This is a genomic window from Catellatospora sp. NPDC049609 (assembly GCF_040675365.1).
Classification (GTDB): Bacteria; Actinomycetota; Actinomycetes; order Mycobacteriales; family Micromonosporaceae; genus Catellatospora.
Genome location: NZ_JBFAOU010000002.1, coordinates 42864 through 67002, shown reverse-complemented (window position 1 = coordinate 67002; position 24139 = coordinate 42864). Strand labels below are relative to the sequence as shown.

At 72.4% G+C, this 24139-nt stretch carries 25 protein-coding genes and 1 pseudogene; 12 read left to right on the top strand and 14 right to left on the bottom strand.

What is annotated here, in order from left to right:
• Positions 1 to 133: 133 nt before the first annotated feature.
• Complete coding sequence (locus AB0J67_RS00960; RefSeq protein WP_363474856.1) at positions 134 to 700, bottom strand: TetR family transcriptional regulator; 567 nt, start codon at positions 698 to 700, stop codon at positions 134 to 136.
• A gap of 174 nt (positions 701 to 874) precedes the next feature.
• On the opposite strand from AB0J67_RS00960, the gene AB0J67_RS00955 reads away from it, so the two are divergent.
• From AB0J67_RS00955 to AB0J67_RS00945, 3 genes are all read left to right on the top strand, one after another.
• Positions 875 to 2032 (top strand): alkane 1-monooxygenase, encoded by a 1158-nt coding sequence (locus AB0J67_RS00955; RefSeq protein ID WP_363474854.1) that lies wholly within the window; start codon positions 875 to 877, stop codon positions 2030 to 2032.
• Positions 2033 to 2105: 73 nt separating this feature from the next.
• Positions 2106 to 2402 (top strand): antitoxin VbhA family protein, encoded by a 297-nt coding sequence (locus tag AB0J67_RS00950; protein WP_363474852.1) that lies wholly within the window; start codon positions 2106 to 2108, stop codon positions 2400 to 2402.
• On the top strand, positions 2399 to 2971 hold the full coding sequence (locus AB0J67_RS00945) for a Fic family protein (RefSeq protein ID WP_363474850.1): 573 nt from the start codon (positions 2399 to 2401) through the stop codon (positions 2969 to 2971). The genes AB0J67_RS00950 and AB0J67_RS00945 overlap by 4 nt, the downstream gene beginning before the upstream one ends.
• 43 nt (positions 2972 to 3014) lie before the next feature.
• Here AB0J67_RS00945 and AB0J67_RS00940 read toward each other — a convergent pair whose 3' ends face one another.
• Entirely contained in the window at positions 3015 to 4073 is a 1059-nt protein-coding gene (locus tag AB0J67_RS00940; protein WP_363474848.1) for a sigma-70 family RNA polymerase sigma factor, read from the bottom strand.
• Positions 4074 to 4144: 71 nt separating this feature from the next.
• Here AB0J67_RS00940 and AB0J67_RS00935 point away from each other — a divergent pair, with 71 nt between their 5' ends.
• Positions 4145 to 4972 (top strand): alpha/beta hydrolase, encoded by an 828-nt coding sequence (locus AB0J67_RS00935; RefSeq protein WP_363474846.1) that lies wholly within the window; start codon positions 4145 to 4147, stop codon positions 4970 to 4972.
• A 69-nt stretch (positions 4973 to 5041) separates the two neighbouring features.
• Here the strand turns inward: AB0J67_RS00935 and AB0J67_RS00930 are convergent, their stop codons facing one another.
• From AB0J67_RS00930 to AB0J67_RS00920, 3 genes are all read right to left on the bottom strand, one after another.
• Positions 5042 to 6046, bottom strand: a complete 1005-nt coding sequence (locus AB0J67_RS00930) for a TIGR03842 family LLM class F420-dependent oxidoreductase (RefSeq protein ID WP_363474844.1) — start codon at positions 6044 to 6046, stop codon at positions 5042 to 5044.
• 97 nt (positions 6047 to 6143) lie between these two features.
• Positions 6144 to 7550 carry a dihydropyrimidinase gene (gene hydA / locus AB0J67_RS00925; RefSeq protein WP_363474842.1) on the bottom strand — a complete coding sequence of 469 codons (1407 nt, stop codon included), beginning with the start codon at positions 7548 to 7550 and terminating at the stop codon, positions 6144 to 6146.
• Between the two features lie 10 nt (positions 7551 to 7560).
• Positions 7561 to 8397: a nitrilase-related carbon-nitrogen hydrolase gene (locus tag AB0J67_RS00920; protein ID WP_363474840.1), complete on the bottom strand. Its 837-nt coding sequence runs from the start codon at positions 8395 to 8397 to the stop codon at positions 7561 to 7563.
• A gap of 192 nt (positions 8398 to 8589) precedes the next feature.
• Here AB0J67_RS00920 and AB0J67_RS00915 point away from each other — a divergent pair, with 192 nt between their 5' ends.
• Positions 8590 to 8862: a hypothetical protein gene (locus AB0J67_RS00915; protein WP_363474838.1), complete on the top strand. Its 273-nt coding sequence runs from the start codon at positions 8590 to 8592 to the stop codon at positions 8860 to 8862.
• Here AB0J67_RS00915 and AB0J67_RS00910 read toward each other — a convergent pair.
• Positions 8859 to 9809, bottom strand: coding sequence for a hypothetical protein (locus AB0J67_RS00910; RefSeq protein ID WP_363474836.1), 951 nt, complete (start codon positions 9807 to 9809; stop codon positions 8859 to 8861). The genes AB0J67_RS00915 and AB0J67_RS00910 overlap by 4 nt on opposite strands.
• Before the next feature lie 147 nt (positions 9810 to 9956).
• Between AB0J67_RS00910 and AB0J67_RS00905 the strand changes: the two genes are divergently transcribed.
• On the top strand, positions 9957 to 11528 hold the full coding sequence (locus tag AB0J67_RS00905; protein WP_363474834.1) for an amino acid permease: 1572 nt from the start codon (positions 9957 to 9959) through the stop codon (positions 11526 to 11528).
• Between the two features lie 117 nt (positions 11529 to 11645).
• Here the strand turns inward: AB0J67_RS00905 and AB0J67_RS00900 are convergent, their stop codons facing one another.
• Positions 11646 to 11852, bottom strand: coding sequence for a hypothetical protein (locus AB0J67_RS00900; protein ID WP_363474832.1), 207 nt, complete (start codon positions 11850 to 11852; stop codon positions 11646 to 11648).
• 105 nt (positions 11853 to 11957) lie between these two features.
• On the bottom strand, positions 11958 to 13502 hold the full coding sequence (locus AB0J67_RS00895) for a family 10 glycosylhydrolase (RefSeq protein WP_363474830.1): 1545 nt from the start codon (positions 13500 to 13502) through the stop codon (positions 11958 to 11960).
• A 326-nt stretch (positions 13503 to 13828) separates the two neighbouring features.
• On the opposite strand from AB0J67_RS00895, the gene AB0J67_RS00890 reads away from it, so the two are divergent.
• Complete coding sequence (locus AB0J67_RS00890) at positions 13829 to 14032, top strand: cold-shock protein (RefSeq protein WP_363474828.1); 204 nt, start codon at positions 13829 to 13831, stop codon at positions 14030 to 14032.
• Positions 14033 to 14114: 82 nt separating this feature from the next.
• Positions 14115 to 14909, top strand: a complete 795-nt coding sequence (locus AB0J67_RS00885) for a maleylpyruvate isomerase family mycothiol-dependent enzyme (RefSeq protein ID WP_363474826.1) — start codon at positions 14115 to 14117, stop codon at positions 14907 to 14909.
• 83 nt (positions 14910 to 14992) lie between these two features.
• Here the strand turns inward: AB0J67_RS00885 and AB0J67_RS00880 are convergent, their stop codons facing one another.
• On the bottom strand, positions 14993 to 15367 hold the full coding sequence (locus AB0J67_RS00880; protein WP_363474824.1) for an MTH938/NDUFAF3 family protein: 375 nt from the start codon (positions 15365 to 15367) through the stop codon (positions 14993 to 14995).
• Between the two features lie 56 nt (positions 15368 to 15423).
• Between AB0J67_RS00880 and AB0J67_RS00875 the strand changes: the two genes are divergently transcribed.
• Positions 15424 to 16206, top strand: coding sequence for an enoyl-CoA hydratase/isomerase family protein (locus tag AB0J67_RS00875; protein WP_363474822.1), 783 nt, complete (start codon positions 15424 to 15426; stop codon positions 16204 to 16206).
• Between the two features lie 187 nt (positions 16207 to 16393).
• Here the strand turns inward: AB0J67_RS00875 and AB0J67_RS00870 are convergent, their stop codons facing one another.
• The 4 genes and pseudogenes from AB0J67_RS00870 to AB0J67_RS00855 all read right to left on the bottom strand — a co-directional run.
• A complete protein-coding gene (locus AB0J67_RS00870; protein WP_363474820.1) occupies positions 16394 to 17611 on the bottom strand; it encodes a low temperature requirement protein A in 1218 nt (405 codons plus the stop codon).
• A gap of 202 nt (positions 17612 to 17813) precedes the next feature.
• The gene (locus AB0J67_RS00865) at positions 17814 to 19151 is read right to left on the bottom strand and encodes an MFS transporter (RefSeq protein ID WP_363474818.1); all 1338 of its coding nucleotides are present in this window, start codon (positions 19149 to 19151) and stop codon (positions 17814 to 17816) included.
• 32 nt (positions 19152 to 19183) lie between these two features.
• Positions 19184 to 20386 (bottom strand): Bcr/CflA family multidrug efflux MFS transporter, encoded by a 1203-nt coding sequence (locus AB0J67_RS00860; protein WP_363474816.1) that lies wholly within the window; start codon positions 20384 to 20386, stop codon positions 19184 to 19186.
• Positions 20387 to 20523: 137 nt separating this feature from the next.
• Positions 20524 to 21738 (bottom strand): annotated as a pseudogene (locus tag AB0J67_RS00855) (MFS transporter); the annotation flags it as partial.
• A 98-nt stretch (positions 21739 to 21836) separates the two neighbouring features.
• Between AB0J67_RS00855 and AB0J67_RS00850 the strand changes: the two are divergent.
• Genes AB0J67_RS00850 through AB0J67_RS00840 form a run of 3 tightly spaced genes read left to right on the top strand, consistent with a single transcriptional unit; the run spans position 21837 to position 23170 of the window.
• Positions 21837 to 22496: an FCD domain-containing protein gene (locus AB0J67_RS00850; RefSeq protein WP_363474814.1), complete on the top strand. Its 660-nt coding sequence runs from the start codon at positions 21837 to 21839 to the stop codon at positions 22494 to 22496.
• Between the two features lie 60 nt (positions 22497 to 22556).
• Positions 22557 to 22769, top strand: coding sequence for a type II toxin-antitoxin system VapB family antitoxin (locus tag AB0J67_RS00845; RefSeq protein WP_363474812.1), 213 nt, complete (start codon positions 22557 to 22559; stop codon positions 22767 to 22769).
• Positions 22766 to 23170, top strand: a complete 405-nt coding sequence (locus tag AB0J67_RS00840) for a PIN domain-containing protein (RefSeq protein ID WP_363474810.1) — start codon at positions 22766 to 22768, stop codon at positions 23168 to 23170. Before AB0J67_RS00845 ends, AB0J67_RS00840 begins: the two co-directional genes overlap by 4 nt.
• A gap of 8 nt (positions 23171 to 23178) precedes the next feature.
• Here AB0J67_RS00840 and AB0J67_RS00835 read toward each other — a convergent pair whose 3' ends face one another.
• Complete coding sequence (locus tag AB0J67_RS00835) at positions 23179 to 24120, bottom strand: aminoglycoside phosphotransferase family protein (protein ID WP_363474808.1); 942 nt, start codon at positions 24118 to 24120, stop codon at positions 23179 to 23181.
• Between the last annotated feature and the right edge of the window lie 19 nt (positions 24121 to 24139).

Sequence of the window (24139 nt, the reverse complement as noted above, 5' to 3'; positions counted from 1 at the left end):
TCCGGGCGGAATGCGCCGAGTCGCCTGCGCGCCGCGCTCGCGGCCGCGCCGGGATCAGCCGCATTCCGGGGCACAGCTGTCGCAGCCAGTCTACCGGCGCGAACCCACCAACACGGACAAACCGCCGGGCGCGTCAGCGTCGCAGCGACGCGTCGAGCAGCAGCACGACCAGCCCGGCGAGGGACTCGGCGGTCTGCTCGGGCGGGCGCAGCGGCAGCACGATGTGGCTCACCACCAACCGGATCACGGTGTCCACGGCGAACGCCAGCTCCTCGCCGTCCAGCGGCGGCAGGTGCGCGGCCGCCCACTCCAGCAGCGGCACCGCGGCCTCGGCCATGACCACGTCGGAGCGGGTCGTCAGGTACGCCAGCAGCGGGTCTGTGCCGCCGCGGGAGCTGGTCAGGATGACCCGGATCAGCGGGTTGCCGGCCGCCTCGTCCAGGGTGAACCGCACCGCCGCGGCCACCGCCTCGCGCACCCGGCCACCGTGCGCGAACAGCGCCGCCCGCACCCCGGCGACGAAGCGCTCGATCTCGGCGTGCGCCACCGCGTCGGCCAGCCCGGCGCGCCCGCCGAACTCGTTGTAGACGGTCTGCCGGCTCACCCCGGCCAGCTCCGCGACGGTCGCCATGCGCACCGCCGCCCAGCCGCGGGTCACGGTCAGCTCCCGGGCGGCGGCCACGACAGCCGCCCGTGTCACGTCCCGGTCCGGCCGGGCCACCGGGGCGAGCCCGGGAACGGACGGGCGTGCCCTGCCCGGGGCACGGCCTGCGTGCGGGCTCAGTTTCATCCCATGACTTTACAGAATACTCGTGATTGTCAACAGTCGATGGCGGTGGGATTCTCGGCGTACCCCCTCATCGTGGAGGCGACCATGAGCGACACCACCTGGCGCGACCCCCGCCGCTTCCTCTGGCCCGCGGCCCTGCTCGTGCCCACGCTGCCCTTCCAGGGCCTCGCCCTCGCCCGGGGCGGCCACGAGTGGGGGTGGTGGCTCACCCCCGCCGTCGTGTTCGGACTGATTCCGCTGGTCGACCTGCTGATCGGTGACGACCGCGCCAACCCGCCCGACGAGGCGGTCGCCGCGCTGCAGGCCGACCGCTACTACCGGGTGCTCACCTACCTTTACCTGCCGTTGCAGTACGGCGCGCTGGTCGCGTGCTGCGCCGTCTGGGCGGGCGGCGGGCTGAGCCCCTTCGGGGCGGCCGGGCTGGTGCTCAGCGTCGGCATCGTCAACGGCATCGCCATCAACACCGCGCACGAGCTGGGCCACAAGCGCGAGCGCCTGGAACGCCGGCTGTCGAAGATCGCGCTCGCGCCGACCGGCTACGGCCACTTCCACGTCGAGCACAACCGGGGCCACCACGTCCGCGTCGCCACCCCGGAGGACCCGGCCAGCGCCCGGCTGGGGGAGGGCTTCTGGACGTTCCTGCCGCGGACCGTGCTGGGCAGCCTGCGCTCGGCCTGGCGGCTGGAGTCCGCGCGCTTCCGGCTGCGCGGCCGCAGCCCCTGGACCTGGCGCAACGACGTGCTCAACGCGTGGGCGATCACGGCGGTGCTGTTCGCCGCGCTGACCGCCTGGTTCGGGCCGGGCGTGTTGCCGCTGCTGGCCCTGCAGGCCGCCGTCGGGTTCGGACTGCTGGAGGTGGTGAACTACCTGGAGCACTACGGGCTGGCCCGGCCCCGCACCGCGGCGGGCAGGTACGCCAAGGTCGATCCGCGGCACAGCTGGAACAGCGACCGCGTCGTCACCAACGTCTTCCTGTTCCAGCTGCAGCGGCACAGCGACCACCACGCCCACCCGCTACGCCGCTACCAGGTGCTGCGCAGTTTCGACGCCTCGCCGCAGCTGCCCGCCGGGTACGCCACGATGATCGTCGTGGCGCTGCTGCCGCCGCTGTGGCGGCGCATCATGGACCGGCGGGTGATGCACCACTACGGCGACGACCTCGGCGCCGCCAACGTCCACCCGCGCGCCATGGCTCGGCTGCGCCGGCGCTTTCCGCTGCGCGCTTCGGGTGCCGCGGGGTGACCCACGCGCCGGAGCGCCGACGAACGTGTACACAAACTTGTACACTTGACGGGTGCTTATCGAGACTCTGTCGGTGCGGGAAGCCCGCGAGCAACTGCCCACGGTGCTGGAACGCTTCCGTAACGGTGACCGCACGCCGGTGGGCGTGGGCTCGCATCGCAAGACCGAGGCGGTCATGGTCCCGGTCGAGGTCTTCGACGAGCTCATCGCGGAGCGTGCCCGGTCGGTGATGCAGGCCGCCGCGTCGGTTCGGGCCGAAGGGCTGGTCGTCGAAGCCGATGTCGAGGCCATCACCGAGCGGTGGGCGCGTGGCGAGATCAGCACCGCGCAGATGAGGGAGCTGGTGCGTCGGCTCTACGACGCCTCGTGAGCCACGACCCGTACACGGATCCGGCGAGTGGAGTTCTTCGCAACCGTCTCGGCATCTCCGATCCTGACCTCCTGGGCAGGGCTGAGGCGGGCCTGAGCTTCGCCGCGCTGGCCGATCTCGGCACGCGCACGCTTCCGGGCGGCTACGACCTGCCGCACCTGCAGGACTTCCACCGTGAGATCTTCGGCGACGTCTACCCGTGGGCGGGTGAGGTCAGAACCGTCGGCATCACCAGGACCGACCCCTTCTGCCTGCCGCAACACATCGAGTCGTACGCGGCAGAGGTGTTCGGCACGTTGGCGAAGGAGCGCTTCCTTCGCGGCCTGGCCCGGCCGGCGTTCGTCGACCGGCTCACCCACTACTTCGCCGAGATCAACGCGATCCACCCGTTCCGGGAAGGCAACGGGCGCGCTCAGCGTGCCTTTTTCCGCCAGCTCAGCCGGGAGGCGGGTTGGGCACTCGACTGGTCCGGGCTCGACCCGGCGGCCAACGAGGAGGCGTCCAGGGCCTCGCTGCGCGGAGACAACGATCCGTTGCGGATCCTCCTCGACAACCTGATCGGTCGCTGATCCCGCCGGCTGCACCGGGTGCGCCGACCTTCGCGCCGTCCCGCTACTCGGTCAGCGAATCGGGCAGGCCGAAGGCGGGGAAGTGCTCGGGGCCGATGAAGGAGGTGACCTCGGCGACGCGGTCGTCGCGCAGCGCCAGCACGCTGATCGACCAGGCGCCGAACCGGCCGTCGCCGCCGCGCCGCAGGTAGCAGGCGACGGCGGGCTGGCCGTTCGCGGTGACGGGCCGGTGCCGCCAGGAGCCGCAGGAGGTCAGCGGCAGCGCGACCGCGAAGTCCATGACCGCGGGCAGGCCGCGGTACCAGTGCGCGAGCGGCGGCATGGACCAGGTCACGTCCTCGGTGAGCAGCGCGATCAGGGCGTCGGCGTCGCCCCGCTCCAGCGCGGACGCGTACCCGCTGACGATCTTCCGCACCCGCGCGTCGCCGATCTTGCGGAGGGTCTGCTGCTGGCTCGGGCCGGGCACCTTCTCGGCGACGATCCGGCGGGCGCGGGCCAGCGCCGAGTTCACCGAGGTGGGGGAGGTGTCCATGATCGTGGCGATCTCGGCGGCGGAGAAGCCGAGCACCTCGAACAGCAGCAGGGCGGCCCGCTGGTTGCCGGGCAGGTGCTGCAGCGCCGCGACGAACGCCAGCTCGACCGCCTCGCGCTGCTCGTAGCGCGCGCCCGGCCCGGCCGGCCCGGTGCTCAGGGCGGCGTCCGGGTACGGCCCCAGCCAGGCGACCTCGGTGCGCGGCGGGTCGTCGCGCACGACGTGCGCGCTGGACGGGCCCAGGTCGACCGGCAGCGCCCGCCGGCCGCGCGCCTCGACGAGGTCCAGGCAGGTCCGGGTGGCCACGGTGTAGAGCCAGCCGCGCAGCGACCCGCGGCCCTCGAAGCGGTCGAGGGCGCGCCAGGCCCGCAGCAGGGCGTCCTGCAGCGCGTCGTCGGCGTCGTGCACCGAGCCGAGCATCCGGTAGCAGTGGGCGTGCAGCTCGGCGCGCAGCGGCCGCACGAGCCGGGTGAACGCGGCGTCGTCCCCGGCCCGCGCCAGGGCGAGGTCCGCGTCGCCGGGCCCTCCGGGTGGGGGAGTCCGGTCGTGCGCCGAAGAAAGTTTCCCCACGAGCGACGATTCTGCCGTACCGCCCGGGTCTTTATCTCGTAGGAGTGACTTTCACCTGCTAGGAGACCTTGATGACCGAGACCGTTCCCGTCACCGTCGGCGCGCTGGACGTCCCCGGCGCGCGCCTGCACTACGAGGTCCGGGGCTCCGGACCGCTCGTCGTGCTGGTCGCCGCGCCGATGGACGCCCGGTCGTTCGCGCCGCTGGCCGACCTGCTGGCCGGCGAGTACACCGTGCTCACCACCGACCCGCGGGGGATCTTCCGCAGCCGGGTCGACGACCGGGACGCCGACGCGACGGTGGAGCTGCGCGCCGACGACCTGGCCCGCCTGATCGCGCACCTCGAGCTCGGTCCGGCGGCCGTGCTGGGGTCCAGCGGCGGGGCGGTCAGCGCGCTCGGGCTGGCGCAGTTCCACCCCGGCGCGGCGCACACCGTGATCGCGCACGAGCCGCCGCTGGACGAGCTGGTCGAGGACCGCGACGAGCTGCGGGCGCGGACCGCCGACATGATCGCCACCTACCGGTCCGGGGACCCGAAGGGCGCGTTCCGGCAGTTCCTGGCCATCGCGAACATCGAGCTGCCCGACGAGGTGTTCGAGATGATGACCGGCGGCGAGCGCGACCCGCAGTCGGTCGCCGACGAGGCGTTCCAGTACGAGCACATGCTGCTGCCGACGGTCGGCTTCGTGCCGGACGTCGACGCGCTGCGGGAGGGCAAGGTCCGCATCGTGGTCGGCATCGGCGAGCAGTCGGCCGGGCAGCTGTGCGACCGCACCTCGCGGGCGCTGGCGGCGCGGCTGGGCATCGCGCCGACCATGTTCCCGGGCGACCACATCGGCTTCGCCGACGACCCGGCGGCCTTCGCCGCCCGGCTGCGCGCGGTGCTCGCCGGGTCCTGAACCGCACGCACGGAGCCGGGCGGGCGTCACCGCCCGGCTCGCGGGCCACGTCGTGGTGCGGCAGCGCCGTCAGCCAAGCGCCCGGACGGCCGGGATGATCGTCTCGCCGTACGCCGCCAGCGTGTGCTCCATGTCGTCGTGCTGGAGGTACACCGCGAACTGGTCGACGCCGAGCTCGCGCAGGCGGGTGAGCTTGTCGATGTGCGCCTGCGCGGGGCCGAGCACGCAGAACCGGTCCACGATCTCGTCGGTGACGAACGCGGTGTGCGCGTTGTCGGCGCGGCCGTGCTCGGCGTAGTCGTAGCCCTTGCGGCCCTTGATGTACTCGGCCAGCTCGTGCGGCACCGCGCCGTGGTCGCCGTAGCGGGCCACGATGTCGGCGATATGGTTGCCGACCATGCCGCCGAACCAGCGCGTCTGGTCGCGCTGGTGGGCCAGGTCGTCGCCGACGTACGCGGGCGCCGCCACGCAGATCTTGACCGCGCCCGGGTCGCGCCCGGCCTGCTCGGCGGCCTGCCGCACGTGCTTGATCATCCAGGCGGTGATGTCGAGGTCGGCGAGCTGCAGGATGAAGCCGTCGCCGACCTGGCCGGTCAGCTGGATGGCCTTGGGGCCGTACGCGGCGACCCACACCTCCAGCGCCGACTCCTTGACCCACGGGAACTGCAGCTCGACGCCGCGATAGGCGGCCTCCCGCCCGTTGGCCAGCGCCCGGATCACCCCGACCGCCTCGCGCAGGTCGGCGATGCTCACCGGCGGCAGGCCCAGGGTGCGCCGGGCCGAGTCGCCGCGGCCGATGCCGCAGACGGTGCGGTCGCCGTAGAGCTCGTTCAGGGTGGCGAAGGTGCTGGCGGTGACGGTGACGTCCCGGGTGCCGGGGTTGGTCACCATCGGCCCGACGATCACCTTCTCGGTGGCGGCCAGGATGGCGCTGTAGATGACGTACGGCTCCTGCCACAGCAGGTGCGAGTCGAACGACCAGACGTGGCTGAACCCGTACCGCTCGGCCCGCTGCGACAGCTCCACCACCCGCCGCGCCGGCGGATCCAGCTGGAACACGACCCCGATGTCCACGTGCTTGCTTCCTTTCAGGCGGCGGCGACGAACGGCGGGGGTGAGGTTAGGAAGGTGCCCTTCCTATACGCATACGGTGAAGAAGGTGCCCTTCCTTCTAGAGCAGGTAGGTGGACAGGCCGCGGCGCAGGTATCGGCCGTGGCCCTTACGGCCGTGGAACTCGCCGCCGGACACCAGCACGGCGCCGTGGGAGATCACCGTGTCGACCCGGCCCGCGATCTCGTAGCCCTCGTAGGCGGAGTGGTCCATGTTCATGTGGTGCGTGCGCACGCTGATGGTGGTGCGGCCGTGCGGGTCGTAGACGACGATGTCGGCGTCGGAGCCGGGGGCGAGCACGCCCTTGCGGGGGTAGAGGCCGAACATGCGGGCCGGGGTGGTGGCCAGCGTCTCCACCCAGCGGGACAGGGACAGCTTGCCGTCGACGACGCCCTGGTAGAGCAGGTCGACGCGGTGCTCGACGCCGCCGATGCCGTTGGGGATCTTCGAGAAGTCGCCCAGGCCCAGCTCCTTCTGCTCCTTGAAGCAGAACGGGCAGTGGTCGGTGGAGACCACGGCCAGGTCGTTGGTGCGCAGGCCGCGCCACAGGTCGCGTCGGTGCGGCTCGTGCCGGGAGCGCAGCGGCGTGGAGCAGACCCACTTGGCGCCCTCGAAACCGGGCGCGCCGAGCTGGTCCTCCAGGGTGAGGTAGAGGTACTGCGGGCAGGTCTCGGCGAAGACGTTGCGGCCGGTGTCGCGGGCGGCGGCGACCGCCTCCAGGGCCTGCGAGGCGGACAGGTGCACGATGTAGAGCGGGGTGTCCCCGGCCACCTGGGCCAGCGAGATCGCCCGCCGGGTGGCCTCGGCCTCCAGCTCGGCGGGCCGGGTCAGGCCGTGGTTGACCGGGTCGGTCTCGCCGCGGGCCAGGGCCTGGCCGATCAGCACGTCGATCGCGATGCCGTTCTCCGCGTGCATCATGATCACGGAGCCGTTCTCGCGGGCCTTCTGCATCGCGCGCAGGATCTGCCCGTCGTCGCTGTAGAACACGCCCGGGTACGCCATGAACAGCTTGAAGCTGGTCACGCCCTCGGAGTCGACGAGGGAGTCCATGGCCTTGAGCGACTCGTCGTCGACCCCACCCATGATCATGTGGAAGCCGTAGTCGACGTGGCAGTTGCCGTCGGCCTTGGCGTGCCAGGCCGCCAGGCCGTCGGGCACCCGCTCGCCGGTGCGCTGCACGGCGAAGTCCACGATCGTGGTGGTGCCGCCGAACGCCGCCGCCCGGGTGCCGGTCTCGAACGTGTCGCTGGCGCTGGTGCCGCCGAACGGCAGCTCCATGTGCGTGTGCACGTCCACGGCGCCCGGGATGACGTACTTGCCGGTCGCGTCGACCACCTGGGCGCCCTCGACGTCCGGGGTGCTCCCGGGCGCGTACAGGCCGGCGATGCGCTCGCCCTCGACGAGCACGTCGGCCGGGTGGGCGCCGGTAGCCGAGACCACGGTCCCGCCCTTGATCAGCAGATACACGCCGCGCCTCCTAGGCCTGGGTCAGCGGGGCGTAGGCGTCGGGGCGGCGGTCGCGGTAGAAGGCCCACCGGTCGCGCACCGCGGCGAGCAGCGCCAGGTCCAGGTCGCGGACGATCAGCTCGGGCTGGTGCGGGTCGCCGGTGTCGCCCACGAACCGGCCCTCCGGGTCGACGAAGTACGACGTGCCGTAGAAGTCGTCGTCGCCCAGGTCCTCGATGCCGACCCGGTTGATCGCGCCGACGAAGTACTCGTTGGCCACCGCCGAGGCGGGCTGCTCCAGCTGCCACAGGTGCGACGAGAGCCCGCGGCTGGTCGCCGACGGGTTGAACACCAGCTGCGCGCCGTTGAGCCCGAGCGCGCGCCAGCCCTCGGGGAAGTGCCGGTCGTAGCAGATGTAGACGCCGACCCTGCCCACCGCCGTGTCGAACACGGGGTAGCCGAGGTTGCCGGGGCGGAAGTAGAACTTCTCCCAGAACCCCCGCAGCTGCGGGATGTGCGTCTTGCGGTACTTACCGAGGTAGCGGCCGTCGGCGTCGACCACCGCGGCGGTGTTGTAGAGGACGCCGGGCTGCTCCTGCTCGTACATCGGCAGCACCATGACCATGCCCAGCTCGCGGGCCAGGGCCTGGAACCGCTCGGTGGTCGGGCCCGGGATCGACTCCGCGTAGGCGTAGTACTGCGCGTCCTGCACCTGGCAGAAGTAGGGGCCGTAGAACAGCTCCTGGAAGCAGATTGCCTGGGCGCCCTGCGCTGCGGCCTGGCGCGCGTACTCCTCGTGCGCCTTGATCATGGATTCCTTGTCGCCGGTCCAGGACGTCTGGACCAGGGCGGCGCGGATCACGGACATGCGGCACCTCCTGCGGGCTGTTACGCCGGGATCCCAGATAACCAGGCAGAGTGCCCCGTTACGATCCGACGTGCCGGATAAACAACGATAATCTCTCCGAAATCGGAGAGCGGCCCGCGCCCGCCCGGCAGAGCCGCAGGTCAGCAGGTTGGGGGCAGCGAGCGGCGGGTGGATGGCGGAGAATCAGCCGCCATGACGGAGGAGTCGCGCTCCCAGCTGCCGGAGTGGATGCGAAAAGACGCCCCGGCCCACCGGACGACGCTGCACTGGAAGATCACCCAGTGGCTCGACCGCCGGTTCTGGTGGGGCGGCGTGCGGCGGTGGCTGCGCGAACGGCCCCGGTTCTCCAAGCGCTTCCCGAAGACGTACGCGCTGATCGCGTGGCTGGTGGCGCTGGCCATCGCGGGCTGGATAGGCTACAAGATCATTGAGTACTACAACCTGATCATCGTCGGCGCCGTCTAGGCCCGGCCGGCGCGCTGGAACACGATGGGCTGGCCGCTCGGTGAGGACAGCGACAGCCGCGTGCCCGCGTCGTCGGGCACGCCGCTGAACCAGTCAGGGCACTCGGAGGTCAGGTTCTTCGCCGCGGCGCCGATCGGCTGGTGCGCGCGGAAGTGCACGTGGAAGATCGCCTCACCGTCGCCCTCGGTGACCTCGCCCATGCACTCGACGTGGATGCCGGTCCGCTCGCCGGACGCCGCCTGCTGGTAGATGTCCATCGCCAGCACGAACTGCGGCACCGTCACGTCCAGGGTGGTGTCGGTGCGGATGCCGGACGCCTCGGTCTGGTACGTCCACCGGCCCGCCACCTCGTCCAGGTCCATGCCGGCGGACACGGCATGGATCACCCCGGCCGTGCCGCCGCCCAGCAGCAGCACGGCGAGCAGGATCAGCACGGTCAGCCCGCCGTTGCCGAAGTGGATGTTGCCGATGCGGTACTTGCCGCGGTTGTCGGTGAGCGTGCTGTGCGACATGGAGCCGACGGCGAGCGCGTTGTCCCCGTTGACCTGCACCGCGTTGTGGTGGCTCTCGACGTTCGGCCGGGCCGCGGCGACGGCGGCGCGCAGCTGCGACGACAGGGCCTCGAACTCCTCGCGCAGCGTCGGCTCGTCCTCCAGGACGTCCGTCAGCCGCGCGCGCCAGATCGCGGCCTGCGCGGACCGGGTCGTCTCCAGCTCCGCCTGCGGGGCGCGGGCGATCTCGGCCGCGGTCGTGTCGAGCCGGGCGCCGAACTGCGCCTCGCGCCGCGTGTCACCCCGCCCGAGCAGGCGCGCGAGGCGGTCGCGTGAGCTCTGCCAGGCGTCCGTGGTCGCGGCGCTGACCAGGCCGCCCGCGATGCTGGCGGCCAACGCGGTGATCCATTCGGCGACCATGCTGCCCTCCGGCTCCGTCCATTCACGATCTGTCATATGACTAGCACGCCGCGTCAACGCGTACCTGCCGACGTGGAGGCGGGCCGGTGGACGCGGTGTGTCGCGGCTCGGCGCAACGGAGTATTGCCATATGTCGCTATGACGGTCGACACTCGGGCATCGTCGAGCGCCAGGAGGGGCACCATGACGGAACCCGCGCAGACCATCGACACCGACGCCGCACGGCTCGCCGAGCTCGGCTACAAGCAGGAGCTGCACCGCGGTTGGAGCGGCTTCTCCAACTTCGCCATCTCGTTCTCGATCATCTCCATCCTGGCCGGCTGCTTCACCACGTTCGGCCAGGCCTGGATGAACGGCGGCCCGATCGCCATCTCCTGGGGCTGGCCGATCATCTCGGCGTTCATCCTGATCATCGGGCTGTGCCTGTCCGAGCTGGTCTCGGCGTACCCGACGGCGGGCGGCATCTACTGGTGGGCGGCGAAGCTCGGCAAGCCGGTGCACGGCTGGTTCACCGGCTGGTTCAACCTGATCGGCCTGATCGCGGTCACCGCGTCGGTCGACTACGGCTGCGCCACCTTCCTCAACCTGGTGCTGGCCAACACCGTGCCCGGCTGGGCGGGCACCTTCCAGCAGGCCTTCTACCTGTTCCTGGTCATCCTCGCGCTGCATGCCGTGATCAACGTCTTCGGCGCCCGGATCATCAACCGGCTGCAGGACGTCTCCGTCTGGTGGCACGTCTTCGGCGCCGCGGTCATCGTGGCGATCCTGGTCCTCGTGCCGGACACGCACCAGAGCCCGTCGTTCGTCTTCGGCGAGACGATCAACGCCAACGGCTTCCTCGACGGCGGCACCTCCGGCCTGGGCTTCTGGCTGTACGTGCTGCCCCTGGGCGGCCTGCTGACGCAGTACACGATCACCGGGTTCGACGCCTGCGCGCACGTGGCCGAGGAGACCCGCGGGGCCGCGCTCAACGCCGCCAAGGCGCTGTGGCGGTCCATCTTCTACTCCGCGATCGGCGGCTGGATCCTGTTGCTGGCGTTCCTGTTCGCCGTGCAGGACCCGGACGCGGTGACCGGCGGCTACGGCTTCGTCGGGGTGCTGCTGCAGGGCGCCTTGTCGTCCGGCTTCTTCAAAGCCGTGATCATCATCTCCACGGTCGGCCAGTTCTTCTGCGGCATGAGCTGCGTGACCAGCATGTCCCGGATGATGTACGCGTTCAGCCGTGACGGCGCCGTGCCCGGCTGGCGGCTGTGGACCCGGCTGGACCGCAACGGCACCCCCGTCTGGGCGGTGCTCGCCGGCTGCGTCGCGGGCGGCCTGCTCACGCTGCCCGCCCTCTACCAGCGCAACGGCGCCCCGATCGCCTTCTACGCCGTGGTCTCGGTCGCGGTGATCGGCCTCTACCTGGCCTTCCTCATCCCGATCCTGCTGCGCCTGAAGGCGGGCGACAGCTTCCAGCCCGGCCCGTGGACGCTGGGCAGGCGCTACAAGATCCTGGGCAGGATCGCCTCCCTCGAGATCATCGTGATCTCGCTGTACTTCGTCATGCCGACCGTGCCCGCCGGGGTGCCGTTCAGCGACGGGTTCGACTGGTCGGCGGTCAACTACGCGCCGATCGCGGTGGGGGCGGTGCTGCTGCTGGTCGGGGTGTGGTGGCTGGTCTCGGCGCGCAAGTGGTTCACCGGCCCGCGCCGCACCGTGGATCTCCCCGCGGAGGTGCCCACCGCCGACGCCCCGATCGCCGCACTCGACTGAGCCCGTGGGCTTGGCCGGCCCGCTCACACAACGACGTTGGCCTATCTGGATGAGGAATCGGTGATCGAACTCATCCGGATAGGCCAACGTCTATGCAAAAGTGGTGCCCGCGTGGACTCAGTCGGCCAGGTTGGCGATCGACTGGGCCCAGCGGAAGTACTTGTTGGTGCCCAGGTCACGCACGGTCTTGATGCCGAACGCCTTGAACAGCTGCTCCGCGTCGCTCTCGGAGACACCCTGGATCGCGGTCACCGGCGCGTCGGCGATGTCCTGGGCGCTCTTGCCCTCCCACGCCTTCGACAGCTTCGCCTCGAGTCCCAGCATGGAAAACTCCCTTCTCGAAGCCCGGCAGGTGCGCCGGGCCAAGGGCGAAGGCTACGTCCGTTGTGGAGGCGCCGTCCACTCGGTGACCGAGAGTTGACTGAGTCTTCAGCGCACCGTCACCCCGCGCGGTCCGCTCTCGCGATGGGTCCGGTCCAGCGCGGTCACGTAGTACGTGACCTGCCCGACCGGCGGCGGCGCGGGGTCGGTGAAGCTGGTGCCGCGTACGGTGCCCAGCAGGTTGCGCGCGGCCTCGACCCCGCACCCGGCGCCGTCGGCCCGGTACACCGCGTAGTACGTGGGCGCCGTGCCGCCGCCGGCGCTCCAGTCCAGCCTGATGCCGCCGCTGACCCGGCTCGCCGTGACGGTGCCCGGCGCGGCGGGCGCGCTGGCCGCGGCCATCGCCGACACCGGCACGAGCGCGGGGTGGGCGTGGAAGTCGGTCCGCAGCCGGTCGGCGAGGCCGAGCGGGTTGGCCAGCAGCTCCTCGATGGAGTAGTAGACGTCGCCCGCGACCTCCGGGTGCTGCCGGTTGAGCAGCAGGTGGTCGGGCATCTCGGCGGCGTCGTTCCAGTTCGGGTCGGTCGTCGTGCCGATCTTGTACGCCGCCTGCCCGATGTACAGCTGCACCCGCGTCCCGGCGACCACCTGCGCCCACCACGGCACCAGCACGTCGTACGCGGCCGCGGGGAACCCGATCGACCAGTAGATCTGCGGCGCGATGTAGTCGATCCACTCCTGCTTGACCCACCGGCGGGTGTCGGCGTAGATCGCGTCGTAGGACTGCAATCCGGTGGTGGCCGAGCCGAGCGGGTCGGTGCCCTGGTTGCGCCAGATGCCGAACGGCGAGATCCCGAACCGGACGTGCGGCTTGACCTGCTCGATGCGGGAGGAGACGGTCTGCACGAAGGTGTCCACGTTGGCGCGCCGCCAGTCGGCCAGCGTCCGGCCCGCGCCGTACGCGGTGAACTCGGCGGCGTCGTCGAACGTCTGCCCGGACACCGGGTACGGGTAGAAGTAGTCGTCGAAGTGCACGCCGTCCAGGTCGTACCGGGTGACCGCGTCCATGATCGCGTCGACGGAGTGCTGCCGGGCGGCGGGCACGCCGGGGTTGTAGTAGAGCCGGCCGTCGTACGTCTCGATCCAGCCCGGGTGGGTGCGGGCCGGGTGGGTGGCCGTCAGCTGGTTGACGTCGGGCTGCATGGACACCCGGAACGGGTTGAACCAGGCGTGGAACTCCAGGTTGCGGGCGTGCGCCTCGGCGACCGCGAAGCCGAGCGGGTCGTAGCCGGGATCGGCGCCCTGGGCGCCGGTGAGGTACTGCGACCACGGCTCGTACGGCGACGGCCAGAACGCGTCGGCGGTCGGCCGCACCTGCACGAACACGGCGTTGAAGCGCAGCCCGACCGCCTGGTCGAGCAGCGAGCGCAGCTCGGACTTCTGCTGGGCGACGGTCAGGCCGGTCGCCGAGGGCCAGTTGATGTTGAGCACGGACGCGATCCACAGCCCGCGCAGGGCCCGCTTGGGCGCTGCGCCGAGCGGGCAGCCGTCGGATGCGGTCGGTGCCGCGGACAGCGCGGTATCGTCAGGGGCGGCGGGCTCCGGCCGGCCGCATCCCGTCGCGGCCAATGTGGCCGTGACCAGCAGTGTCACCAAGATCTGCCTGGCTCGCACGGCGCCTCCCGTCGTCGTCGCGCCGCACCCGGCGCTGTGTCGGAAAGTTTCGCAGGAAGATTCTTCACGGTAAAGATTTACCGATCTCCCGCTGTCGATTCGAGACACGCGGGCATGACACGTCGTCCGATCAGCGGTTTCGGTCGGGGGTGCGTGTTAGATTCCCCGCGTTATAACCTCGACCTCCCGCATACCAGACGAAGCGCCCGAGAAGAGACCGGGCGCTGTCCGCATTTGGTGCGGTGCGGGAGGCGAAAGAGTCCCACGCCAGTGGGCTCGCACAGCCTCACCAAGGAGTATCTGACATGGCTGTCGGCACCGTGAAGTGGTTCAACGCGGAAAAGGGCTTCGGCTTCATCACCCCGGACGGCGGCGGAGCGGACGTGTTCGCGCACTTCTCCGCCATCCAGTCCAACGGCTACCGGAGCCTCGAGGAGAACCAGCGGGTCGAGTTCGAGATCACGCAGGGCCAGAAGGGCCCGCAGGCCAGCAACATTCGCAAGGTCTGACATATAGCGGGTACGCGGTGGGCGAACTCCGCCCACCGCGTACCCGCGAGCCCCGGCGGTCGGCTCCGGCTACGTTGGACACATGCCACGGCTGAGCTACGACCGCTACTGCGACGAGGTGTCCGCCCAGACCGCGCTGCTGCGCGAGGTGCTGCCCGGCGACGACCTGTCCGCGAAGGTGCCGACCTGCCCCGACTGGACGCTGGCCGATCTGGTCCGCCACGTCGGCGGCAACGTGCACATGACCGACGCCGCCGTGCGCGGCGAGCCCGGCCCCAGGCCCGCCCTCGGTGACCGCACCCGGGCCGGGGTGCCCGACACCGACGACCCGGACACGCTGACCGCCTGGATGCAGGCGGGCGCCGACGCGTACGCGCACACCCTGCGCGGGCGCGACCCCGGCGCGCAGGTCGAGATCTTCGGCCTGCCCGACTCGCTGACCTTCTGGGCCCGGCGGGCCGCCTGCGACATCCTGCTGCACCGCGCCGACGCGTCGCTGACCACGGGCGCGGGCTACACCGTCGCGCCGGACCTGGCCGCCGACGCCGTGGACGAGTTCCTCGAACTGGCCACCGACGTGCGCGCCAACGAGCGGGTGTTCCCGCGCCTGCCGGAGCTCTACGGGCCGCCGCGCAGCATCCACCTGCACGCCACCGACACGACCGGCGACGTCGAGGCCGAGTGGCTGATCGAGCTCGGCGCCGACGGCGTGACCTGGCGGCCGGGCCACGCGAAGGGCACTGTGGCGGTGCAGGGCCCGCTGACCGAGCTGCTGCTCATCCTCTATCGCCGGCTGCCGCTGGACCGCGACCAGGTGCACGTCCACGGCGACCGCGACCTGATCGACGGCTGGCTGGACCGGGTGTTCATGGGCTAGCTGTAGCGCCCGCGGCGGTTCCACCTGCCCGGCGGGCGCGCCGGCCTGTGAACGACGGGAAGCGGCGGTTTCGCCCTGCGGTGTCAGCAGGTCGAGTGGAGCAGGGCGCCCACGCTGACGCCGGCGTCGGCGAGCAGGTTGTAGACCCGGATCGCCTCCCGGGTCTCGGCGATGTGGACGTCGACGCCGTGCTCGGCCAGCAGCGCCTCGGTCTCCGGCATGACCTCCAGCACCAGCTGCTGCCCGCGGGACAGCACCACCGTGGTCGCGCCCGCCGCGAGCAGCGGCGCCACGTCGGCGGGCTGGATGCCGGGGGAGTGCCGGGTGCCGGTGACGCGCCAGTCCCACTCACCGCCCCCGCCCGGGAACAGCATCGCGTCCTTGACCGGGCCGATGTCCTCGACCTCGATCTCGCCCCACGCGAGTGACAGCACCTTCGGCGATCTCCGCTCGGCCATGTCCGGCATTGTGGCACGATGCAGCCCTGCCGCCGTACCGCAGAAAGGCCCACCCCGTGACCGAGCAGCTCGCCCCGCCCCGTCTGGAGCTGGAGATCTCCGGGCACGTGGCGACGATCCGCATCGCCAACCCGGCCCGGCGCAACGCGATGACCAACGACATGTGGGCGCGGCTGCCCGAGCTGCTCGACGGCCTCGCCGGCGACCCGTCGGTCCGGGTGCTGGTGTTGACCGGCGCGGGCGGCACGTTCTGCGCGGGCGCGGACATCACCGAGGTGGACCGGCTCATCGCCGAGGGCGACCGCAGCCTGGCCGTGCTGGCCGAGGAGCGGCTGGCCCGCTTTCCCAAACCGACCCTGGCCTGGATCGAGGGCGACTGCGTGGGCGGCGGCTGCCAGCTCGCGGTCGCCTGCGACCTGCGCTTCGCGGCCGAGGGCAGCCGGTTCGGGGTCACCCCGGCCCGCCTGGGCATCGTGTACCCGGCACCGACGACCCGGCGGCTGGTCGCGCTGATCGGCCCGAGCGCCGCCAAGCACCTGCTCTACTCGGCGGAGCTGATCGGCGCCGACCGCGCGCTGCGCATCGGGCTGGTCGACGAGCTGCACCCGGCGGACGGGCTGGCCGACCGGGTCACCGCGTTCGCGGCCACGCTCGCGCAGCGCTCGCAGCTGACCCAGGTCGCGGCGAAGGAGATCGTGATGATGGCCGGCGACGGCCACCACGACGACACGCGGGTGTCCTATTGGCACCGCCAGATGGTCGAGTCCGGCGAGGCGGCCGAGGGCATCGCCGCCTTCGTGCACCGCCGCCGACCCGACTTCCGCTGGTCCCCGCACTGATCGGCGCCCGCGTGCCACGCCCGCGGCCGCCGCGGTCCGGTGCCGCCCGGCCGACTTTGCTCTGCACACAAATACGCACCCAGTCGCGGGTGCGTATTTGTGTGCAGAGCAAAGTCGCGCGCGAGGGTGGTTCAGACGGATCAGGGCCGGCCGGGCGCGGTCGAGCCGGGCCGGGCTGCGGGCCCGATCACCGGGTCGGCGGTGACCCGGTCGCGTCCGGCCGCGGGTGGGCAGCGGACAACCGGGGATTCGCGGCGGGAAGCCGCCCCACGACCACGACCAGGGTCGTGAGGGCCGCGGTGAGCAGGGCGATCACCTGGATCGGCGCCGGGCCGAGCGGGGCGAGCAGCACCAGGACGACCACGACGGGGAACGCGTACACGACCAGCCCGCGGTAGTGCGGGCAGATCTGCAGCAGGAACAGGCTGACCAGGTACACCGCGACGGGCACGGCGACGGCGTAGGCGGCGGTCACGCCGGACACGTGGGAGGTGTGGCTGTGGAAGTCGGCCGCCGCGGCCAGCCCCGCCCCGACGGCCGCCGCCGCGGCGAGGATGAAGTAGTGCCCGTACCCCCAGCGGAACGCCGCCCGGAACGAGGTGAGCAGGTCGTGCGCGGGGCGCTCGAAGTACAGCCACCACATGCCGAACACGATGACCAGCCCGGCGGCGGCCAGCCACACCAGCGGGGCGAGCTGGCCGGTCTCCAGCGCCGACTCCACGGCCAGCGTCGCCGCCAGCACCGACTCGCCGAGCACGATCAGGGTGAACAGGCTGTACCGCTCGGCGATGTGGTGCGGGTGCCAGCGGGTGGGCGCGGTGCGCTCGGCCCACAGCGGCACCAGCAGCTCGCACGCGACCAGCACGAAGAAGAACCGGAAGTCCCACGGCGCGGGCAGCAGCAGCCGCACCACCCAGCCGACCTGCACGAGCGTGATGCCGGCGGCGAAGCGCAGCGCCGTGACCCGGCGGGGCGGATCCTGCCGGGCCACCCGCAGCCACTGGGTGACCATGGCCAGCCGCATCACCACGTACCCGAGCGTGATGAGCCGGTAGTCGCCGTGCTCGAAAGCCCGCGGCACGCCCGCGGCCAGCACCAGCGCGCCCGCGATCTGGACCATGGTGGTCAGCCGGTACGCCACGTCGTCGTTGTCGTAGGCCGAGGCGAACCAGCTGAAGTTCATCCAGGCCCACCAGATGGCGAAGAACACCATCAGGAAGCCGAGCACGCCCTGGCCGAGGTGGGCCTCGGTGACGGCGTGGTGCAGGCCCGCCGCGGCCTGGGCGACCGCGACCACGAAACACAGGTCGAAGAACAGCTCCAGCGGGGTCGCGGCGCGGTGCGGCTCGTCCGGCGAGCGCGAGGTCATCGGGCGGTACAGCGTCCTGCGGGCAGCCTCGGCCATGCTCGCAGGTTACCGCCGTGGGATCAGCGCGCGCCGGTGGCCCGGGAAAGCCCTCGGGGCCCGGCGTGCGTGCGGCGCCGGGCCCCGGTCCACACCGGAGGGATGGCGCCGACCGAATCGACGCCGGAAGATGGAAGCGCTCCCATTGTCTCGCGCGTGTGTCGTTTGTCAAGTCGCCGTGACGGCGGCGCGGCCGGATCGCCTACGCGGCCGACGCCGCTTCCGGCACCGAAGCCGACGCGGCCGGCGCCGACGCGGGCGGGGCCGACGCGGGCGGGGCCGACGCGGGCGGGGCCGACGCAGGCACGGCCGGTGCCCGGTCGCCGTCTCGGCGGGCCGGCGAGCGCAGGGCGACCGTGCCGGGCACGGCGAACACCGCGTACGTCGAGATCAGCAGCACGACGACCGCGACCGCGCCGAACAGCGGCAGCCCGACGGTCAGCGCGATCATCGGCGCCGCGGCGATCGCGATCGGCTGCAGCGCGAAGTTGCCGATGGACTCCAGCGAGAACACCCGGCCCTGCACCTCGGCCGGGAACTCCGACTGCAGCGCGGTGAACCACAGCACGAAGAACACGCCGATGCCGCCCCAGGCCAGCACCTGCGCCGCGCACCACAGCGGCAGCGGCACCGGCACCGCGAGGCAGAGCGGCAGCAGCGCGCAGGGCAGCAGCACGTTCATCGCCCACAGCCCGGGGCGTCGGGAGCTGATCCGGCCGGCCACGGCGGAGCCGAGGACCATGCCGACCGAGGCGGCCGCGCTCAGCCAGCCGTAGCCGGCGGGGCCGTACCGGTCCAGGCTGACGATGGGCATCAGCGCGTAGTTCGGGCCGAACAGGAAGAACACCTGGACCGTGCCCTGCAGCATGATGACCAGCGCCCACGGGCGGTGGCGCACCTCGCGTACGCCCTGGCGGGCCTCGTCCAGCAGCGCGCGCACGCCCGGCGTCGGCGCGTCCCCGCCGATCGGGGGCAGCCGCAGCCAGGCCAGGGTGGCCAGGCTGACCGCGAAGGTGGCCAGGTCGATCAGCAGCGCGCCCCGTGGCCCGACCGCGACGACCAGTGCCGCGCCGGCCAGCGCGCCGCCCGCCGCGCCGAAGCGTTTGGTCGCGGAGTCCAGTGCGTTGGCCCGCTGGCGCAGCGGCTCGGCGACCAGCTGCGGCAGGGCGGCCCGGTGCGCGGGTTCGTAGAGCGCGCCGCCGATGCCGACCAGGCAGGCCGCGGTCATCGGGAGCCAGAGCGGGCCGTACGCGCCGAAGGCCAGCAGCCCGGCCACGCCCACCATGCGCAGCACGTCCGCGACGGCCATGACCGTGCTGCGCGAGTACCGGTCGGCGACGACGCCACCGGCCAGCAGGAGCAGCACCCCGGCGACCGCCTCGGCGGCCAGCACCAGCGCGAACGCCGCGGGCCCGCGTGCGGGCAGGATCAGCGCGGGCAGCGCCACCAGCGACAGCGCGTTGCCGACCACGCTGGTCACCTGGCCGAGCCAGAAGGCGAGGTAGCGGCGGTCGCGGAGCAGGTCGGCCAGGGAGTTCACGCCGTGCATGGTGGCCCGGCCGGCTTCCTCGCTCAAGCGAGTTTCGGCTGCGCGGGGCGGGTGAGCGTGGTGGCGGCCAGGATCGACAGCGCGGCGAAGCCGAACATCGCCGACGCCATCGGCACCCCGCTGGACGCGCCGAGCGCGGCCACGATCGGCCCGGCGACCGCGCCGATCGCCGACTGCACCGCGCCCATCAGGGCGGCGGCCGTGCCCGCCATCTGCGCGTGGCCGTCGAGCGCCAGCGCGGTGCTGTTCGGGGCGACCATGCCGAGGCTGGCGATGTACACGAACAGCATCGCCACCACGATGGTGAGGCTGTGCAGCCCGGCCCCGCCGATCATGAGGATGCCCGCCGCCACGGCCCCCGCCAGCGCGGCGAACAGCAGCCCGCGGGGCGTGCCGCGCCGGCCAACCAGCCGCGCGTTGAGCTGCCCGACGGCGACCAGCCCGAGCGCGTTCAGCCCGAAGATCAGGCCGTACGTCTGCGGGGAGACGCCGTACCCCTCCTGCAGCACGAACGAGCCGCTGGACAGGTAGGCGAACAGCCCGGCGAAGGTGAGGCCCTGCGCGGCGGTGTAACCCCAGAACCGCCGGTCGGCGGCGAGCACCTTGAACCCGCGCCCGACCTCGGCCAGCCCGCCGGTGCGGCGGCGCTCGACCGGCAGCGTCTCGGGCAGGAAGCGCCCGCCGACCGCCACCATGACCAGGCCGTACAGGGCGAGCAGCGCGAACACGCCGCGCCAGCTGGTGAACGTCAGCACCGCCGCGCCGATGGTGGGCGCGACCACCGGGGCGACGCCGAAGACCAGGGTGAGCCGGGAGAAGAAGCGCGACGCCTCGGCCCCGGCGTAGAGGTCGCGCACCACCGCGCGGGAGATGGCGATGCCGATGCCGCCCGCGAAGCCCTGCACCAGCCGCAGCGCGGTCATGGTCTCGATGTTCGGGGCGATCGTGATCAGCGCCGAGGAGACGGTGAACAGCACGGTGCCGCCGATGATCGGGGTGCGCCGGCCCCACTTGTCCGACAGCGGTCCCATCACGAACTGGCCGAGCGCGATGCCGATCAGCGCGACGGTCAGCGTGAGCTGCACGGCGGCCGGCGAGACGCGCAGGTCGGCGGCGATGGTGGGAAAGGCCGGCAGGTACATGTCGAACGACAGCGCGCCGAAGGCGGACATGCTGCCCAGGACCAGGATCAGGGTGGTACGGCGGTGAGGTGGCGCGGCGGTCACGGTCCTTACCCAACCACTTCGCGCAGCGGCGCAGGCGGCTTTGTGACGGCTGTCATGGCGGGCCGCCGCGAGCGGTCCGCATGCCGGAACCGGCCGGTGCTCGCGGCGCCGTGCCGCGGCAGCGGGTCGGGTGCGGCGCCGTGCTCGTCCTCGATGTGGCGCGGGCGGGCGGCGGCCAGCCCGGCGACGGCCTGCACGACCGCGGCGACGATCAGGAAGCCCAGCGGCAGCGTCCAGCCGCCGGTCGCCTCGTAGAGCACGCCGACCAGCAGCGGCCCGAGCGCGGCGATCAGGTAACCGGTGCTCTGCGCGAATGCCGACAGCGCCACCACGCCCTCGCCCGTCCGCGCCCGCATCCCGATCATCGCCAGCGCGAGCGGGAACGCCGCCTGCCCGAGCGCGAGCAGGGCCACCCAGGCCAGCGCGCCGCCGTGCGGGGCCAGCGCGAGGCCGAAATACGAGGCGATCATCGCGGCGGACATGATCAGCACCAGCGGGCGCAGGTCGCGCAGCCGCCCGGCCAGGGTCGGCATGAGCAGCGCGAACGGCACGCCCACCGCGGTGACCCCGGCCAGCAGCAGCCCGGCGTCGGTGGGGGTGAACGCCGCGTCGCGGAACATCTGCGCCAGCCAGCCCATGGTGGCGTACCCGCTGAGCGACTGCGCGCCGAAGTAGAGCGCCATCGCCCAGCCCAGCCGGGTGCGGCCGGGGCGGATGCGCGGCCGCGCGGCGGCGTCCCGCGCCGAGGCGGGCACCCGCCGCAGCGCCGCGCCCAGCCATGGCAGCACCGCCACGGCGGCCAGCAGCGCCCACACGCCGAGCCCGGCCCGCCAGTCGCCGAAGGCGTGCGCGACCGGCACCGAGGCGGCCGAGGCCGTCGTGGTGCCGAGGATGAGGGTCATGCTGTAGACGCCGGTCATCAGGCCGGGCCGGTGCGGGAAGTGCTCCTTGACCAGCACCGGCAGCAGCACGTTCGCGATGGCGATGCCGGCCAGGGCGATCGCGCTGGTGAGCAGGAATGTCCACGCCGAGCCGCTCAGCGCCCGCAGCAGCTGGCCCACGGCGAGCAGTGCCATCGCGCCGACGAGGATGCGGGCGGCCGGCAGCCGCCGGGTCAGCCACGGGGTGAGCGCGCCGAACGCGGCGAAGGCGAGCGCGGGCAGGGTGGTGACGATGCCCGCCACGGTGCCGGACAGGTGCAGCCCGGTGCTCACCTCGTCGAGCAGCGCGCCGAGGCTGGTGATGGCGGCCCGGAGATTGAGGGCGACGAGCAGGATACCGGCCATGATCAGCATCGTTGTGCGCCGGACGGGCACTGCCGCGGCGGGCGCGGCGGTGCGGGATGCGATCATCGTCGACACGATGGGCGGCGCCTCGGCGGCGGCAACTGGCGGCGGCATACCTCCGATCGTAGAATCATGGGATGAATTTCGGACCGGAGATGTAAGCAATGACACTGCGCACCCCGTCGCGGCAGGGCCTCGTCCCCCAGGTGATCGAGCAGCTGCGTACGCAGATCGCCACCGGGGAGTGGCCCGTCGGCAGCCGCATCCCGACCGAACCCGACCTGGTCGCGGCCCTCGGCGTGGGCCGCAACACGGTCCGCGAGGCGGTGCGCGCCCTGGTCCATGCGGGCGTGCTCGAATGCCGCCAGGGCTCGGGCACCTACGTCACCGCCACCCACGAGCTCACCGGCGTCGTCGCCCGGCGCCTGGCCGCCGCCGAGATCGCCGAGGCGATCGAGGTCCGCCGCGCCTTCGAGGTGGAGGCGGCCCGCCTGGCCGCGGTGCGGCGCACCCCCGCCGACCTGGCCGCCCTCGACCAGCTGCTGGCCCGGCGCGAGCAGCTGTGGCGCGCCGGTGACGCCGCCGCGTTCGTCGCCGCCGACGCCGACCTGCACGTCGCGATCGTCGCCGCCGCGCACAACGCGATGCTGGCCGAGCTCTACGCGTCCTTCGGCGGCGCCATGCGGGCCAGCCTCAGCCAGCAGATCGGCGAGACCCTCACCCCCGACAAGTACGTCGAGCACGACGACCTCGTCGAGGCCATCCGCGCCGGCGACCCCGAACGCGCCGCCCGCGCCGCCGGAGCCTTCCTCGAAACCGCCTAGCTTGTCCCGTGCGGGATATCCTCGATAGACTTGTATATCCCGTCGCTGCGGAGGTGTGCTATGGCCAAGACGTTGCTGGACGTCGACGATGACCTGCTCGAGGAGGCGACGGTGGCTCTCGGCACCACGACGAAGAAGGACACCGTCAACTCGGCGCTGCGGTTCGCCGTCGAGGAGAGCCGCGCGCGTCGTCAGCGCGCACTGGCCGATCTGCAGGCGGTCGCGGCCGAGGGTGGCTTCGACTTCGACCGGCTGGAAGAGCTCGATCAGTGAAGTACCTGATCGACACCAGCGCGCTCGTGCGTATCGTGCGTCGGCAGGTCGACGAGCGCTGGCACGACCAGGTCACCAGAGGGCTGGTCGCGATCTGTGATCCTGTCCTGACGGAGACCCTCGCCATCGCCGACGCCAAGGCGTACGCGCGGGTCGAGGAAGGCTTGCGGGCCGCGTACCCCTGGGTGCCGGTCCCGGACGACGCGTGGGACATCGTGGGGTCCATCCGCCAGGAGCTGGCCAGACACAGCGCACATCAAGGGTTGTCCGTTGCGGACTACCTCGTGGCGGCCACGGCGATCCGGCTGAAACTCACCGTGCTGCACGAAGACGCCGACTACCAGACGGCGGCCCGCCTGGTCCCCCAGCTGAAGCAGCAGCGCATCGCCGACACTCCCTGATCTCGTCGTCACAGACCGGCGACGGTGGCGAAGGCGGCGGCCTGGGCGATGGCGTGGTCGTCGGGCGGGTTGCCGCGCGAGACCCACCACACCGCCGCCTCCACGCGCCGGGCCGCCGCCCACGCGGCCAGGCGGGCCGGGTCCTCGCCCAGCACCGCGCCGACCAGGGCCACCCTGCGCCGCAGCACCGCGACCGGATCGGCGTACGCGAACGGGTCGTCGACCTGCTCCAGCAGCGGCCACGGGTCGTAGCCGGGGTCGCCGTACATCGGCTTCGCGTCGATCACCAGCCACGGCTCCCGCCGCGCGGCCAGGATGTTGCCCGGGTTGATGTCACCGTGCACCACCACCTGGCGCGACGCCGTACGCGGCAGCTCGCGCAGCAGCCGCGCGCCGTGCGCGACGAGGCCGGGGTCGAACCCGGGCCGCAGCCGCGCCATCCGCTCCTCGACCAAGTCCGCCCAGTCCGCGGTCACGTCGCCCACCCGCTCGAACAGCGCCGGATCCGGCACGGGCGCCGCCCACAGCCGCCGGAGCAGGCCCGCCGCGACGGTGAGCCGCTCCTCGGCGGGCAGCGCGGCGTCGGCCAGCGTGGTGCCCGGCTCGGCGCGTTCGAGCAGCAGCGCGTGCCGCGAGCGGTCGTGGGCGTACAGCTCTGCCGCGCCGTGCCCGTGCCACAGCCGCAGCGCGTCGGCCTCGCCCAGCATCTCCCGGTGCGGCCAGCTGATCTTCAGCACCGCGGGCCGGCCGTCCGGCAGCTCGGCGGGGGCGACCCAGGAGCACGTGCCGCCGGTCCACGGCGCGCCCAGCCGCAGCGACCAGGCCTCGCGCAGCTCGCCGAGCAGCGCGGGCAGCGAGTCCAGCCAGGCCCGGCCCTCCGGCAGGTCGCCGATCGAGGCGACCACCGCCAGCGTCGGCGGCACCATCGCGTGCGTCCCCGGTCCGATCACGCGGCGCACACTACCCGAT

Coding starts and splice junctions, on each gene's coding strand:
- AB0J67_RS00905 (WP_363474834.1), top strand. CDS start 9,957: ATGACGGAACCCGCGCAGACCATCGACACCGACGCCGCACGGCTCGCC.
- AB0J67_RS00955 (WP_363474854.1), top strand. CDS start 875: ATGAGCGACACCACCTGGCGCGACCCCCGCCGCTTCCTCTGGCCCGCG.
- AB0J67_RS00885 (WP_363474826.1), top strand. CDS start 14,115: ATGCCACGGCTGAGCTACGACCGCTACTGCGACGAGGTGTCCGCCCAG.
- AB0J67_RS00845 (WP_363474812.1), top strand. CDS start 22,557: ATGGCCAAGACGTTGCTGGACGTCGACGATGACCTGCTCGAGGAGGCG.
- AB0J67_RS00935 (WP_363474846.1), top strand. CDS start 4,145: ATGACCGAGACCGTTCCCGTCACCGTCGGCGCGCTGGACGTCCCCGGC.
- AB0J67_RS00910 (WP_363474836.1), bottom strand. CDS start 9,809: ATGACAGATCGTGAATGGACGGAGCCGGAGGGCAGCATGGTCGCCGAA.
- AB0J67_RS00920 (WP_363474840.1), bottom strand. CDS start 8,397: ATGTCCGTGATCCGCGCCGCCCTGGTCCAGACGTCCTGGACCGGCGAC.
- AB0J67_RS00890 (WP_363474828.1), top strand. CDS start 13,829: ATGGCTGTCGGCACCGTGAAGTGGTTCAACGCGGAAAAGGGCTTCGGC.
- AB0J67_RS00915 (WP_363474838.1), top strand. CDS start 8,590: ATGACGGAGGAGTCGCGCTCCCAGCTGCCGGAGTGGATGCGAAAAGAC.
- AB0J67_RS00870 (WP_363474820.1), bottom strand. CDS start 17,611: ATGGCCGAGGCTGCCCGCAGGACGCTGTACCGCCCGATGACCTCGCGC.
- AB0J67_RS00900 (WP_363474832.1), bottom strand. CDS start 11,852: ATGCTGGGACTCGAGGCGAAGCTGTCGAAGGCGTGGGAGGGCAAGAGC.
- AB0J67_RS00880 (WP_363474824.1), bottom strand. CDS start 15,367: ATGGCCGAGCGGAGATCGCCGAAGGTGCTGTCACTCGCGTGGGGCGAG.
- AB0J67_RS00850 (WP_363474814.1), top strand. CDS start 21,837: ATGACACTGCGCACCCCGTCGCGGCAGGGCCTCGTCCCCCAGGTGATC.